Annotated in this window: 12 protein-coding genes; 8 read left to right on the top strand and 4 right to left on the bottom strand. The window is 42.2% G+C overall.

Features of this window, described 5'->3' with window-relative positions; translation table 11 throughout:
* Positions 1–253: 253 nt before the first annotated feature.
* The 7 genes from MHN79_RS02930 (at position 254) to MHN79_RS02900 (ending at position 7,533) form a co-directional block, all read left to right on the top strand.
* Positions 254–1,825 carry a PAS domain-containing protein gene (locus MHN79_RS02930; RefSeq protein ID WP_239171647.1) on the top strand — a complete coding sequence of 524 codons (1,572 nt, stop codon included), beginning with the start codon at positions 254–256 and terminating at the stop codon, positions 1,823–1,825.
* Complete coding sequence (locus MHN79_RS02925) at positions 1,818–2,189, top strand: STAS domain-containing protein (RefSeq protein ID WP_239171646.1); 372 nt, start codon at positions 1,818–1,820, stop codon at positions 2,187–2,189. Before MHN79_RS02930 ends, MHN79_RS02925 begins: the two co-directional genes overlap by 8 nt.
* Before the next feature lie 27 nt (positions 2,190–2,216).
* Positions 2,217–2,648 (top strand): anti-sigma regulatory factor, encoded by a 432-nt coding sequence (locus tag MHN79_RS02920; protein ID WP_239171645.1) that lies wholly within the window; start codon positions 2,217–2,219, stop codon positions 2,646–2,648.
* Positions 2,645–3,223: a SpoIIE family protein phosphatase gene (locus MHN79_RS02915; protein WP_160928783.1), complete on the top strand. Its 579-nt coding sequence runs from the start codon at positions 2,645–2,647 to the stop codon at positions 3,221–3,223. Before MHN79_RS02920 ends, MHN79_RS02915 begins: the two co-directional genes overlap by 4 nt.
* A gap of 17 nt (positions 3,224–3,240) precedes the next feature.
* A complete protein-coding gene (locus MHN79_RS02910; RefSeq protein WP_239171644.1) occupies positions 3,241–5,961 on the top strand; it encodes a response regulator in 2,721 nt (906 codons plus the stop codon).
* Positions 5,962–5,982: 21 nt separating this feature from the next.
* A complete protein-coding gene (locus MHN79_RS02905; protein WP_239171643.1) occupies positions 5,983–6,984 on the top strand; it encodes an HD domain-containing phosphohydrolase in 1,002 nt (333 codons plus the stop codon).
* Positions 6,985–7,155: 171 nt separating this feature from the next.
* Positions 7,156–7,533 carry a VOC family protein gene (locus MHN79_RS02900; RefSeq protein WP_239171642.1) on the top strand — a complete coding sequence of 126 codons (378 nt, stop codon included), beginning with the start codon at positions 7,156–7,158 and terminating at the stop codon, positions 7,531–7,533.
* A 12-nt stretch (positions 7,534–7,545) separates the two neighbouring features.
* Here the strand turns inward: MHN79_RS02900 and MHN79_RS02895 are convergent, their stop codons facing one another.
* A complete protein-coding gene (locus MHN79_RS02895) occupies positions 7,546–8,493 on the bottom strand; it encodes a hypothetical protein (protein WP_239171641.1) in 948 nt (315 codons plus the stop codon).
* 176 nt (positions 8,494–8,669) lie between these two features.
* Positions 8,670–10,421, bottom strand: coding sequence for an SgrR family transcriptional regulator (locus MHN79_RS02890; RefSeq protein ID WP_239171640.1), 1,752 nt, complete (start codon positions 10,419–10,421; stop codon positions 8,670–8,672).
* 179 nt (positions 10,422–10,600) lie between these two features.
* Here MHN79_RS02890 and MHN79_RS20850 point away from each other — a divergent pair, with 179 nt between their 5' ends.
* A complete protein-coding gene (locus MHN79_RS20850) occupies positions 10,601–10,726 on the top strand; it encodes a hypothetical protein (protein WP_275435931.1) in 126 nt (41 codons plus the stop codon).
* A gap of 128 nt (positions 10,727–10,854) precedes the next feature.
* Here MHN79_RS20850 and nfsA read toward each other — a convergent pair whose 3' ends face one another.
* Both nfsA and MHN79_RS02880 read right to left on the bottom strand, forming a co-directional pair.
* Positions 10,855–11,577, bottom strand: coding sequence for an oxygen-insensitive NADPH nitroreductase (nfsA, locus tag MHN79_RS02885; protein ID WP_239171639.1), 723 nt, complete (start codon positions 11,575–11,577; stop codon positions 10,855–10,857).
* 178 nt (positions 11,578–11,755) lie between these two features.
* On the bottom strand, positions 11,756–13,888 hold the full coding sequence (locus MHN79_RS02880; RefSeq protein WP_239171638.1) for a hypothetical protein: 2,133 nt from the start codon (positions 13,886–13,888) through the stop codon (positions 11,756–11,758).
* Positions 13,889–14,035 lie beyond the last annotated feature (147 nt).

The following is a 14,035-nucleotide window of genomic DNA, read 5'->3' as shown; positions in this document are numbered from 1 at the left end:
GTTAATTTTACATGTCGTTTAGTTATGTATTAAGAATAGCCAATTTTATTAAGATACAGTAGTAAGTTATAGCGGTATCAAGCACTTAAACGATGGGGAAGTGATGATTTGTGCGCTGAGTAGGGCGAACGGGTGTGAAATTTTTGCGGCGTTTGATTTAGGCTGTTTTTCTCGCATTAATCTATAGTTTAGTGACTAAGCTTATCGGGTTAAACGAAGTTTTTATTGGGCGCAATAATTCCAAGGAGTGGCAATGAAAAAAACAAACAAAGGTTTTGATACAGAAGCAGAGTTATATGAAAGTGTGTACAACGCGATTAACCGTTCTCAAGGTGTTATAGAGTTCGAGCTTGATGGCACTATTTATAATGCGAATCAAAATTTTCTTGATGTTGTTGGGTATTCTCTGGATGAAATTAAAGGCAAGCATCATCGAATGTTTGTCACGCCTGCACACGCTAGAAGCAAAGCTTATAAGGATTTTTGGGCTAAGTTAGGCAAGGGTGAGTACGATTCTGGTGAATATAAACGTGTTGCGAAAGGAGGGAAAGAAATCTACCTTCAGGCAACGTATAACCCGGTATTTGATAGTAATGGTAAGGCTATACGAGTTGTTAAAGTTGCCAATGATATTACCGATAGCAAGCTTGCCAGCATCAAGGCAAAAGCACATATACAAGCGATTGACCGATCACTAGCGACAATAGAATTCGAGCTAGATGGCACCATCATTACAGCTAATCAGAATTTTCTTGACCTCATGCATTACACCCTCAGCGAAATTAAAGGTAAGCACCATAGAATATTTTGCGAAGATGAATACCGCCAAAGCGTGGCATATAGCCAATTTTGGGATAATTTGGGTAAAGGGGAATACAGTTCGGGTGAATTTGTTCGCGTGACTAAGGATGGACAAACTGTTTTTATACAAGCGACCTATAATCCTGTGTTCAATGAACAAGGTAAACTGGTCAAGGTGCTAAAAGTTGCATCAGATATTACCGAGTTCAAAACTATAAGTAATGAAGCTCAGGCTAAAGCCGATGCGATTGATAAATCATTGGGAACAATAGAGTTTAATCTTGATGGAACAGTCATTACCGCTAACAAGAACTTTTTGGATCTTATGGGCTATAGCTTGGCAGAGGTTCAAGGTAAGCACCATAGGTTGTTCTGTGACAAAGAATACAGTGAAACTGAGCAGTATAGAGAATTTTGGCGTGAGCTCGGTGCTGGACAGTTTAATTCGGGAGAATTTAAGCGCATTGCCAAAAATGGTCGAGAAGTTTATATCCAAGCCACTTATAACCCAGTCTTAGACCTCAAAGGTGAACCATACAAAGTGCTTAAGGTCGCCTCGGATATCACTGATCGTAAGAGAATGTCTGAGGAACGAGCAAAACAGGCCTCGATGATTATGGAAATGTCGACGCCCGTGATGCAGCTTTGGGATAAAGTACTTATGTTACCAGTGATTGGCCTGATTGATTCAAATCGAATCCAGATGATCATGGAAGCTGTGCTGCAAAAAGTGATCGATTATGAAGCGCGCGTGATTGTTATTGATATTCAGGGAGTTCCGACTGTAGACAGCGCTGTTGCTAACCATCTTTTGAAGGTTGCTAAGGCTACAAGGCTGATGGGGTGTGTATGTATTGTGACAGGCATCTCTCCAGTAGTTGCTCAAGCTATCGTCAATCTTGGTATCGAACTCAACGATATAGTGACTCAGTCCACGCTCAAAGAAGGTGTGAATAATTCCTTTAAAATCGCTGGGTACACACTAAGCGAAAGCCAAGGTGATCAGGACAAATGGCATGAGTAATACTCCAGCAGATATGATTAAAGTGGTGGTTCATGATATGAGTCGCTGCTTGATTGTACCAATACAAGAAGAGCTGTCGATTGATGATGCAAAGCGAGTACAAGAGGTGCTGTTGGACAAGCTAGGAGCACGACACGTTAAAGGTGTTGTCATAGACTTTTCGGGTGTTGATATTGTCGACAGTTCATTGTGGAATGTATTTATTAAGCTAGTCAATATGGTTAAAGTTATGGGCTCTCGTGCTGCCATAACGGGGTTAAGCCCTGGGGTCATAGCATCTATGATTGATTCCAATATGGACATTGGAGGTTTGACGACCAAACGAAATATGGAAGAAGCACTGGAATATTTGCGCTCTCATTAATGAAGATGATGGAAAAAGTCCAAGTGCTTGAACCTACTACTCTTGGGGGGCTGGGTGAAAGAAAACGCCAAACTAGACATTGTGACTGACTCAGATGTCGGTTATGCCAGTTTAGATGCGAAACTTTTTGCGCAGCAGCTCGGCTTTTCTACTGTGGACCAATATATGATTTCAATAGCGGTCAGTGAATTAACCCGAAACATCCTTAATCATGCAGGACGGGGGTTTTTGTACCTTAAATCTGTCCAAGAAGGAGAAAAAATAGGGGTCGAAATCATCGCTAAAGACAACGGTGGAGGTATACGAGACCTCGAAAAAGCTCTGAGTGATAACTACAGTACAGGTGGGACCATGGGGGTGGGTTTACCTGGTACTAAACGACTGATGGATTCGTTTCATATAGATACAGAACTAGGTGTTGGCACTGCTGTCACGGTAAGGAAATGGCTAAAGCAATGACAGAAAGAATCGAGATCGCGATTGGTGAAAAGCCGCTCGAAGAGGTGAATGGTGACGACGCTTTTTATCAGCAAAATGGCAGTGATTATTTTATTAGTTTATTTGATGGTGCTGGACATGGTAAAAGCGCGCACAGTATCGCTAGTACGACTCGTCGCTTTTTGAAACAGTTCTATCAGACAGATCTTGCAGAATTAATGGAGCAGTTACATAACAACTTACGAAGCACAAATGGCGGCGTTGCCATTATTGCCAATCTGGATGTGGAGTCGCTGTGCCTAGAGTATGTCGGTATTGGTAACATCTTCATGTGTAAGGTCGGTAAAGAAGTACAAAGATTTATCTGTCAACAAGGTGTACTCGGCTATCAGATTCGGACGCCGAAAAAAAATAGGGTGCAGATGGTGCCTGGAGAAATATTAATACTTTATTCTGATGGAATTATGAGTAATTTTGATCCAAAAGATTATCCAAACATCTATACTGATAATGCTGAAACTATTGCCCAGAATATCACTCGGAAGTTCGCGAAAGCGTCTGATGATGCCACGTGTCTAGTAATCCGAGTTAATTGAGAGCTCGGAAATGCATTATGAATCTCGAAACGGTCCTAAAAGAAATGGAGCAAGCGTCTGACGAAGACAATATCAAGCTTGCCGACTGTAGCATAGAAGACAGCCCATCGGTTGTTGACTTCAGAAATAAAGTCAAAAGGCTTGCTCTTGATTGTCATTTTTCTAGAGTCAACGCCGTTCGTGTGGCCACAGCGGTCTCTGAAGTTTGTCACAAAATGCTATCGACATGCGATAGCTTCAATGCGTCACTTTCTTTTTCACGGATTACTGATAATTGGGGGATAAAACTCGAGTTTCATAGCGCTATTGGGGCGCTTCCATCTATGAATTATGACTACATCTTTGATTCTTTCAGTATCGAGACTGCGAGTAATCATTCTCACACCGTGATGGCCTTTAAGCGCTTTCCTTATCTTTCCTTTAACCCACAAGAGAATACTGAGTTTCAACGCCATAAACTCAATCAGCTTTCGCAACAAGAGTTGATGCGTGAGCTACAAATATCGCTGGAAAGAACCAAAGAGGCCGATGTGGCAAAAGGCGATTTTCTGGCCAATATGAGTCACGAGATACGCACCCCGATGAATGCCATTATTGGCTTGAGTGAGCTGGTTCTCAAAACGCAATTAACCGCAAAGCAGTATGACTATATTGGTAAGATAAACTCAGCGGGGCGCGCTCTACTGGGTATCATCAACGATATTCTCGATATTTCAAAGATTGAGGCTGGTAAAATGGAAATGGAAAATATTCCGTTCCAGCTTGATAAAGTTTTTGACGACCTGTGCACCATCATTACGTTAAAAGCACAGGAAAAAGGCATCGAGGTGATTTTCTCAACCCCACCTGAACTGCCCAACTCACTTGTTGGAGATCCTTTACGCCTTGGCCAGATACTCACCAATCTATGCAACAACGCAATTAAGTTCACTGAACAAGGCGAAATTATCGTTAAGATCACTCACTGTGAACAATCAAATGACAGAGTGAAGTTAAAGTTTGAGGTCAAAGATACGGGCATTGGCTTGAAACCCGAACAAATACAAAAGCTGTTCAGTGCATTTAGTCAGGCAGACACCTCAACCACTCGAAAATATGGCGGAACGGGCTTAGGGCTTAGTATTTGTCAAAACCTGGTTCACTTGATGAATGGTGATATCTGGGTAGAGAGTGTTTATCAGCAAGGAAGTAGCTTCATTTTTACTGCTGAATTCGGAGTGCTTGATAATGAGATAGAAAATCAGCAAGAGCGTATTTACAACTGGAAAAAGCTCAAAGGAATGAAAGCTTTGATTGTGGACGATAACAAGAGTGCTCGTGATATCAACAAGGAACTTCTCCACTCCTATGCTCTTGATATATCCACTGCGATAGATGGCTTTGATGCGATTGATAAAGTTAAAAAAGCCATGGCGGAGGATCGACCCTATGAACTTGTTTTAATGGATTGGCAAATGCCTGAAATGAACGGCATTAAGGCATCGGAAATCATTAAAACGCTCGACTGTTCTCCAAAAATCATTTTAATGACAGCATACGGCAGAGAGGAAGTGGTTCTTCAGGCTGCAGAGGCTAAGATCGATGGTTTTCTGGTTAAGCCTGTTAGCGCATCGGCTTTGTTGGACACTGTCATGGAAGTCATGGGTAAAGCAGTGGTTGTTGATAGTGCAGGGCAAAAAAATGAAACCGAACTCTTATTCGAAAGCTTTGCGTCGGTTCGTGGGGCACCGGTACTTTTGGTTGAAGACAATGAAGTCAACCAAATTATTGCTGTAGAGTTATTGGAAAGTGTTGGCCTGAATGTGGAAGTGGCGAACAACGGTAAAGAAGGGGTAGACAAGGCTCTTGATGGTGAGTATGCGCTGATTCTAATGGACTTACAGATGCCGGTGATGGATGGTCTAGAAGCAGCAAGTGTGCTGAGAGAACAACCGACTCACCAAGACATCCCCATTATTGCAATGACAGCTAATGCGATGCAGCAGGATAGAGAACGGTGTGCCGAAGCGGGCATGAATGATCATATCGCTAAACCGATAGATACCAGTGAGTTATATAGTAAGTTGCTCAAGTGGATTGATCCCAGCTTTAAAGATGAGAATTTTGAATGTTCACCGACTCAACAGAGTGATGAGATTGACAAAGAGTCAGCACTACCAGAACTGTGCGGTATCAATACTGAAGAAGGTCTATCTAGAGTCAATGAGGATAGAGCTTTGTATACCAAACTCCTCACTAGCTTTTCGAAAAATAATCAAACGACTTTCTCTGATTTAAAAGCATCGTGGCAAGACAAAGATTATGCGCAGGGTGAGATTACTGCACATACCTTGAAAGGGGCCTCAGCATCGCTAGGGGCGCACCGCCTATCACAGGTTGCTTTTACCTTTGAGCAAGCGTTTAAACAGCAGGCTAAAGACATTCTGCCAGAGGAATGGAATGAACTTTCATCCGCCTTGCAGCAGGTCCTCGAATCTATTGCGCTTATTGACACTCAAACTGATGCTTCCCCCATTGTGTCTCAGGAATTTGACCTTGAACAAGTGAAAGCTCTGAGCGAGGAAATCAGGGAACAGCTAGAGTTAGGCGAATTTGAAGAGGAAAGCATTGCAAGCTTAGTTGCCATGTTACAAGGACAAGTTGCAGCAGGTGAGATAGAGCGCTTGAATGAAGCAATTGAAATATACGACAGTGACGAAGCGCTAGAATGTCTAGATAAAATACTATCTAGCATATAAGAGTTGAGGTTAGAGGCTAGAATGGATAAAACAATCTTAGTGGTTGACGATGTTCCAGACAATATCCGAATTCTGAAAAGTGTATTGGAGAAAGGCAATTACTCAGTAAGGGCAGCCACAAGTGGTGAGAAAGCGCTGAAGCTCGCAAACACATCGCCTCAGCCTAATATTATTTTACTCGACATTATGATGCCAGAGATGGATGGATTTGAAGTCTGTCGAAGGCTTAAGTGTGAGCCAGAAACGGCTCATATTCCGGTTATTTTTATCTCAGCTAAAGATGACACAGATGATCAATCCAAGGGTTTTGATCTAGGCGCCGTTGATTATATAACCAAACCTTTCTCACCGGCTATTGTTCTTCGTCGTGTTGCCACTCACCTATCTCTAACTCGTTTAGCTGAAGTTGATTCTTTGGCTCTATCGGCGATTCGAATGCTGGGTGTTGCTGGCCATTATAATGATACTGACACAGGTAGTCACATTTGGCGCATGGCCGAGTACTGTAAGTTATTAGCCAAAGCTGTGGGTTGGGATTATGAAAATTATAACTTATTAGAACTTGCAGCCCCTTTGCATGACACGGGGAAAATTGGCATACCTGATGCGATACTTAAAGCGCCAAGACCTTTAGCTGAGGATGAATGGGTAGTGATGAAAAAGCACTCTGAAATTGGTCATGAAATATTATCTATGTCTTCTAACCCTGTATTCCAGTTGGGTGCTGAGGTAGCCAAATCTCATCATGAACGCTGGGATGGAACAGGATACCCAGAAGGCTTAGCTGGGGAGGAAATACCACAAGGCGCTAGGATCGTCGCTATCTGTGATGTATTTGATGCTTTGACTATGGAACGCCCTTATAAAGAGGCGTGGTCAATTGAAGACGCGTTAAGTGAAATACAAAATAACGCTGGCTCACATTTTGACCCACATATGGTGGATACCTTTTTAGGCTTAGAAAGTGAGATTAAAGAAATTTATCACAAATGGAGTCTTAAAGACGAAAACTCGATTGAGTAGCTTTATTGCCCAGTCAAGCGCTAGCACCATTTCTACTTCTGAATGGATGTCCAACGCATTTCTAATGTCGATTATATCTCCAACTTTACTCAAGTCTCCTGACAGGTTCTGACAGTTAGGTGGATTATAGTCATTCCACTGTTCACTTACTTTATCTGTTGAGGAAATAATATGTTAACTATTGATGCCTATGTTCTTTATGTAGAGGACATTCACGTTAGCCAAGGTTTTTATACCAAGGTGCTTGGTTGTGAGTCGAGAGCCCTCTCACCGACCTGTATGGAAATTAAGTTTGCAAACGATACAACATTGTTACTAAAACAGAACTCAAATTTAGTACCAACAAGTTGTATAACAGGTGGTGGAACCGAGTTGTCCATATTGGTTGAAGACCAAACAAAGCTCGAGTCTCTATACCAAAGCTGGAAAAATCAATCGGTTGATTTTGCTCAAGAGCCTAAAGAACTGTCGTACGGGGTTAGTTTTGTTGCGTTGGACCCAGATGAGCATCGTATTCGTGTCACCATTCCCATGGGTTTATCAGCTTAGATTGTACTTGGGCTATGCGTTTTCAAACAACTCGAGCTGCGCTTGTTCGAATTTTTTCTGCTGGCGGTGTATCTTGCCTTTCGGCGTCTCATCGACTCCGAATGAGAGTACGCTAGTGACTGAGTAACCAGTAATAACAATATCTCCTAGCTGATCTAACTTCGAATTCAGCTTTAGTATGCAGCGTATAGTAGAGCCGCTTTGAAAACTCATTTTCTGGCTTAGAACCCTTTGTTTAAAGTCTTTATCACACATGGCAAAGTTGATATGTTGACCTTGCCATATTCCTTTCCATTTATATTTACCCTCTCCGAGTACAGGTGCAATGATTTCAATGGTGGCATCATCAAAGGTTTGTATTGGTAATCGATGGGAGGGCAAAACAAATCTTTTGAATTTGGATCGTTTGATCAATGACTCTGGGATCAAAGGCGTACCATGGCAATCTAGTTCGCTAACTCCAACCTGGGTGACTTTTGAATAGGCACAAAGATGTTTAAATAGGTTTGAGCGGCGTGTGATCACTTTATGACTTTCGTTGACCACTTCTGCCACTTGTTTGATGGTTTTAGGTTCGATTTTATCCTTGTTCGCCTGCTGTTTTAATGTCTGTATTCTAAGTCTCTTCTCTTCAATACTTAGGCGTAATTCTTCTTTTTGTAGCCGTTCTAACTCTGAATCTGATTTGGGAAGCAAAGGTATCGCGATCGAAGCAACACCAACGATGACAGATAGAATGCCGGCATTTGAATTGGCTAACCTCCAAATATCACGCAGTCCACCTTCTTGGCGAGCTTCGCTCTCTATTGTCACTGACACATCAAGAATATTGGCTATTTCATACAGTATTGAAATGATCTCTGTCTCACATTGGTTGCGAACTATGGCATCCATAGAATGAGATTCATTATTAAAATAATAGTGAAACTGAAGCTTTCTCTCTTTCAACTGTTTATCCATACAGTGTCTTTGTGTGAAATGATAGGTAATCAAGTATGAAATTCAAGGGATGCCTTGTGACAGGACTCAAATTTCAAATCTAGGATAAAGAGTTGGTCTTCGTTACGTGATAAACGACTCGAATCGTCGTTTAAGTGATGAGTCCTATAACAATATTTGTTCAGTTCTCCAACGGCTTAGTCTGTTGACCAGACATTTTTGATATCGGGCCAACCCCAGTTGGTTAGCTCAACATTTTTAAGTACACCATGAAAGCGCAGTGTCTGTCGGTGGTGAAATAAAGGTGTTACCCAGTACTGATGAATAAAGGTTGAAGCAATGGGCTCTATTGCATCGAGATATCGATCGAGAGGTGTCGTTTCACGAATTTGTTCTAGCGAGTGTATGAGCCACTGTTTGGCCTTGTGACCAATACAAGTATGAAGTACTGGATTAGTGTATAAGTTATAAAAGGTTGAAGAGTGTCGATTATCATCCAAATTGATATTGGTCACGACTAGCGTTTCGGCTAATTGGTTGTTTTGTGACATTTCATAAAGCTTACGATAAGAGTAGGTACTGACTCTAGTTTCAATACCCAGTTTATTTAATAGGCTTTTAATGGCGAGAGCACAGTCTATCAGCGCTCTGTAGTCATAGACAGCAATGTCTATGTGTGGGGGAAGATCAGCCTCTGGCTCTTGTGGCCTTAACACTGGTGGCCATGCAGGAAGTATGTTGTATGCTTTGCTGCAACCAAACAGTGTTTGGTTAAGTTTGAGTTGGTCATAAACACGCTGTGGATTGAGTATGCATGATAAATAGCGTTTTTGGTTGTCATCAAGCGCAGAAGGAGACGATTGATTGAATAAAACTAGCATGCACCCATCTTCGAGTCGTGACTTGTGGCTATTGCTGTGAAGTTGAGCGTCATCTGTATGAGAAAGGTGGTATTCACACTCGTTATTGCCTTGTACGCCAGGTTGGTTGGTTTGAATTTGTCTATTCGTCAGTTCTTTTTCGTCCAATTTCCAGATAGTGACTTGGTCAGTTAAAGCACGGCAGCCGTAATAGCGCTCGAATGCTTGCAGACAAAGGCGATCTTCTCTGTGTTCTCGTACTTCAAATGGTCCAGAGCCGATGACACCATAATGGTTTGCATTATTGACTTGGCTGGTAGGTTGGATGGCGTACTTTACTCCTGAAACCAAACCGCCAAACCCAAGATCGGGTTTTGAAAATTCGAATACGACCTTATTCGGCTGTGGTGAAGTGACGCTTTCTAAATGAGCCAGCTCGTCCCGGTAGTTTGGCAATGTCGATAGTTTAGCAAAAAGACTCACAATACTATCGGCATCAATAGCGGCGCCATTATGAAAGGTCAATGCAGGCCTAAGGTAGAAAGTCCATTCATGACCCTTGTTTTCGCATTGCCAGTGGTGAGCCAGTTGAGGCTTCAAGTGGCCTTCTAGGTCACTACTCACTAGGCAGCAGTATATCTGCCTGAGTAGATAACGTTCGCTCGAGCGCTGTAATTGGTGTGGCACTATGCGTTCAAAAGAGCGTTTATAAGTCAGCTGTATATGCAGTAGTCCCTCACGTATTGTGGCCCCTGACGTACTTTGTAGCAAACGCCCAAACGCTTTTTGATCATCATCGAGAATGCTTAAGGCCTGTTCGTATTGACCTTGTCGTATGCGTTTGCTTGCCAACTGAGATTTGAGGTCTGTCAGTGTTAAGTTGAGCACAAGAGTTGACCTTTGATGCCTTCCCACTTTGGGGGCCCATGATAGCCACTCTAGTTGTTGCATTTGATTGAGTAAGTTTCTTGCATGGCGATGGCTAGTAAATAGCCGTTCAGCGATATCCGGTAGCGCTGTTTTAATGTCCTCCCCAACACCTAATGGTTCAAGGCGTGCGTAATAGCGCAGCAAATTGAGATCTGACATTTGGGCTCCAAAACAAGCATTTTATTGAAGTGTTATTTTCCCTATTTTATCAGAATACAGTCGATTTTAGTGAAGTTATGGTTATTTTTATCAAAATTAGGAAAGGTATTTTTGAAATGTCTCAGTTTTAAGTTTCCCTATATGGCGAGATAATATCTGAGGTAATCAGAGAGGACAAAATGATGAATACGAATAAGCATAACCAGATGGCGACCTATTATTATGCCAGGCTAGAGCTTGCCCAGTCTAAATGGGAGCGTCGTGCTATTTTGAACTTGATTAACCTATGCCAATGGTCATTCTGATTTGGTTGGAAGGCTTTAAGATAAACTGAAACCACAAAATAAATAACTTATGCAGCACTAGCATTGAAACATGCTCCTAACACCCCTAAGAACGTGCGGTTAGTGCTGCTTTTTATTTCATCGTGAACTCAGCGTTTGGTTAACCCTTTATGATTTAGGTAGCCTTTGATGTGTGGACGGGACTCACCAGCAAGCTTGTTAGTCACTTCTTGAGACCAAATACTTTGCTTTTGATTGGCGCTGCGACTTGCGTAGTAGTCTTGCATCTTTTTATCGTAACTCTCAATGTTGGATAAATCTATAGCTTGATAGCTGTTTTCATGCATGATCACTTTCGCTGGTAGTCGAGGTTTGATCTGCGGGTCTTGATCAGGATGGCCAAGGCACAATCCGAACAAAACGGCGCAATGCTGCGGTAATTCGAGAAGTTCATCGACCTCAGATGCCGAATTTCTGAGTCCCCCAATATAGACGCCTCCTAACCCTAGCGATTCAGCAGACAAAAGGCAGTTTTGAGCCATAATTCCACAGTCTACCGCTCCAATGATAGTGAGTTCTGTATACTCAGCATTGACCTTAGGGTTGATAGTAAAATGCCTGTGATAATCGATGCAAAATACCAAAAACTCCGCTGCGCTTGCTACATAAGGTTGATTGCCAGCGAGCTTTGCTAAGGTTTTACGTTTGTCCAAATCGGTGACGCGAATAATAGAGACCACTTGAAGCATGCTTGATGAAGATGCAGCAAGTCCGGATTGGATAATGGTATCTAGCTGCTCAGGGTCAATCGCTTGCTCGGTAAACTTACGAATGGAACGATGAGATAAAATTGTTTCTATAGTCGGGGTCATCAGAACATCCTTTATAACCTAATGATTGAGAAACATATCGACAGTAGGCTCTTATGTCTAGTCGCCATGTTGTGGAATTTGGGTCGGTTCTTATAAAGGCGAACTAATCGGTTTGTTGGAACTAGAGAATAAAAGGGTGTTGGTCTTTAAGTAGCGAGAGGACCAACACATTTATCTTTTATAGAGGCTTGGTGATAGCAATATCTTCTCCCCTGTAGGTGCCACTAATGTTCACGCTTCTAACCTGGCCACCTAATACATTCCATTCTAAGTTAATGTTTTTAAATGGAGTCAGTATGTTATGAGCTGCCAAGTTAGTGTATTGAGGGGTTTGGTTTAACATATCATACAAAGTAATTGGACCTAGCTGTGCTTTGCCCCATTGATTGACTAATTGTTTGGTAATTAAGTGAGTAGCAACGATCAGCGGAGGGCCAGAAATATTAGCAAACTGGAAATAATCAACTTTGCCTTCTCCAATTGCAATCGCCTTATCATTCTGGACAAATAAGTCTGTCATGCTGCTTGCATCAAAGTCGATTGTTTTGGAAATCCGCTGGGTTTGATTATCAAGTAAGTAGATATTTTTTTTCGTAACTGCAACGGTAAACTTACCATCGGGCGATGATTCTAAATACTTTATAACCCCTTGCCCTTGCCCTTGCCCTTGCCCTTGGCCTTGGATACTAGATAAGGGTTTGGTCGGCGCGCTTTTATTTATCCAAATGATTTTGTGTTTTGTTGTATTTTCGTCTTGTAAAGCAAATACAATCTGCTGGTTGGCAGCGAAACTGGCGGTAGTAATAATCGGGTAACTGTCGTCTTTTTGAAGTTTGATCATTGATGGGGAGCCAAAACTTCGATTGTTCAGTGGAATCAACTTAGCTTCTAATGTGCCAATTGTTTGGCTGTCACTATCCGCAATGAGCAGGATGTCTTGCTCATCTTTAGATATAAGGATTTTTTTTTCAGAGACTTGATCCAGTAGTGATAATTTATTTAGGCTTATTTCATCCAAAAGCCAGAGCTGGTCCTTTTTTGTATCTAAGCCATTATCCCAACGGGCCAGAATACTACTCTGGCTGTATAGGGGCTTCATCCATTCAAAGTTATCGTTGTAACAGGCGGCAGAAGAGGGCTCAATCACCACTGGAGCTGGTGGCAAGGTCGGTAACTCGCTGCCAGATGCCCCGCCGATAGTATCAATAGCCGCAGAAGGTTGAATTGTGATTATGTCAGGAGCCTCTGAAGAGCTGTCGTGGCCAGTGTTATCTTGCAGGCTGGTTAGTAAAATACCATTGCCGCCACTCGCTTCACATGCATCGACTTGGATAGCGTGGTTTTGGGGGTTATAAAGCTTATAGGATTGTACGCCATTTAATGCAGGCAATACTTGCTTTAGCTCTCGAGAAGCATCCTTTTCAAAATCCGGTAGGTTACTTGCGTTACCACCAAAATCGTCGTGTTCTTTATCATGGTCTGATTCGTGATGGTCATCATTTCTGAGACTTGCTCTTGTTATTGAACTTGGGGCTATTGCTCCCTCTGAGGGCGCTTGCTGGTAAGTCGCTAAGCCAGCTGCTCTTTTGACTGAAGTACTCAGTTCTTTAACCGTATCTAAGTCGTCGAGATAGAGGAGTTTATTGTTGGCTGGGTTTAGTGCAATCGATTTAAGTGACTTGAGTCCCTTTTCCTCCTGAGACCCATGTATAAGAACCGCTCCATCAAGGTTCAGCTGTTGTGAACTCTCTTTGTCTAAGTTTATTGAGCTCAGATCCAGCGTTTTGTACTTTATCATCATATCGAGGGCGTGAGCGATTTTGACCAAAGGAGAAGCGCCACTTGGACCGCTTTGTTGTGCTTGAATAAGCGATTCAGTCAAGACTTGGCTCTCATTTTTAGGCCCGTAATTGATATCGAGCGTGTCGAAATTAACACCAACATAATTGCCTAATTTGGCTTGTAAGTAGGCTTTGGCATTGACGACTTGACCTTGAACCAAGGGGTTATAAAGCATTTCGCTGTGTATTAAGGTTGTAAAGGGAGAAATAATATCAAGTTCGCCGGGAGCGGTCAGAATAGCGCCACCAACATTGAGCATCTTAGGGTAACCACTGGCCAGTAATAATTTTTGCTCATATTGACTGCATTGGCCATCAAAGTTTGTATCAGCGCATGCTTTTTGATTGTAGTGAGCATAGCTCGTGGTAGGCGAAGTACTTTCTGAGCTATCACTGCCGCCACATCCATAAAGCGAGATTGCTGCTGAAACAGCGATTGCAACCAAGTGAGGTGATGGTGGTTTGTTCATTTTGATCAATTGTTTACCAAATTTGGTTTAAAGTGTTATCGTGTGCGCTTATTTAATCACTTGTGCAAATAAAAGATCAAATGATATTGATAGTAAATATCATTTGCATTACTATCTCGGCCTGATTTTGTAGGGAACACAAAGTTT

The organism is Vibrio sp. Of14-4, assembly GCF_022347625.1.
GTDB lineage: Bacteria > Pseudomonadota > Gammaproteobacteria > Enterobacterales > Vibrionaceae > Vibrio > Vibrio pristinus.
Note: the sequence above shows the minus strand (reverse complement) of the source record. Positions and strands in the feature narration are given on the sequence as shown.

Coding starts and splice junctions, on each gene's coding strand:
- MHN79_RS02930 (WP_239171647.1), top strand. CDS start 254: ATGAAAAAAACAAACAAAGGTTTTGATACAGAAGCAGAGTTATATGAA.
- MHN79_RS02925 (WP_239171646.1), top strand. CDS start 1,818: ATGAGTAATACTCCAGCAGATATGATTAAAGTGGTGGTTCATGATATG.
- MHN79_RS02915 (WP_160928783.1), top strand. CDS start 2,645: ATGACAGAAAGAATCGAGATCGCGATTGGTGAAAAGCCGCTCGAAGAG.
- MHN79_RS02910 (WP_239171644.1), top strand. CDS start 3,241: ATGAATCTCGAAACGGTCCTAAAAGAAATGGAGCAAGCGTCTGACGAA.
- MHN79_RS02905 (WP_239171643.1), top strand. CDS start 5,983: ATGGATAAAACAATCTTAGTGGTTGACGATGTTCCAGACAATATCCGA.
- MHN79_RS02900 (WP_239171642.1), top strand. CDS start 7,156: ATGTTAACTATTGATGCCTATGTTCTTTATGTAGAGGACATTCACGTT.
- MHN79_RS02895 (WP_239171641.1), bottom strand. CDS start 8,493: ATGGATAAACAGTTGAAAGAGAGAAAGCTTCAGTTTCACTATTATTTT.
- MHN79_RS02890 (WP_239171640.1), bottom strand. CDS start 10,421: ATGTCAGATCTCAATTTGCTGCGCTATTACGCACGCCTTGAACCATTA.
- MHN79_RS20850 (WP_275435931.1), top strand. CDS start 10,601: ATGATGAATACGAATAAGCATAACCAGATGGCGACCTATTATTATGCC.
- nfsA (WP_239171639.1), bottom strand. CDS start 11,577: ATGACCCCGACTATAGAAACAATTTTATCTCATCGTTCCATTCGTAAG.
- MHN79_RS02880 (WP_239171638.1), bottom strand. CDS start 13,888: ATGAACAAACCACCATCACCTCACTTGGTTGCAATCGCTGTTTCAGCA.